Below are 268 nucleotides of genomic sequence, written 5' to 3' on the forward strand. Positions count from 1 at the left end.
GCCGACGACAAACGCGCCCGCCGCGGCCAGTTGCATCAGCAGGCCGAAGGCGAACGCGACGAGGCGTCGTTGCCGCACGGCGAGCCATGTCACCGCGGCGCCTTCGATTGCCCACGTCGCGCTCGTCGTCGGTCCGGTGAACGCGAGCGGCACGGCGAGCGTCGCGAAGATGACGGCGAGCGCGAACATCGAGTCGAATAGCAGGCCGAGACGCGCGCGGCGCGGCGCGAGCCAGCCCGCTATCGCGAGATAGAACACGGCGAGCGCG

At 71.3% G+C, this 268-nt stretch carries 1 protein-coding gene; it reads right to left on the reverse strand.

Annotation, left to right across the window (positions count from 1 at the left end):
* Positions 1-268, reverse strand: a 268-nt coding sequence (locus SB753_RS37705) for a DUF2339 domain-containing protein (RefSeq protein ID WP_410805241.1), incomplete at both ends; no start/stop codon positions are given.

The sequence above is a fragment of the Paraburkholderia sp. SIMBA_053 genome (genome assembly GCF_046534895.1).
In the GTDB taxonomy this organism is placed as follows: Bacteria; Pseudomonadota; Gammaproteobacteria; order Burkholderiales; family Burkholderiaceae; genus Paraburkholderia; species Paraburkholderia caledonica.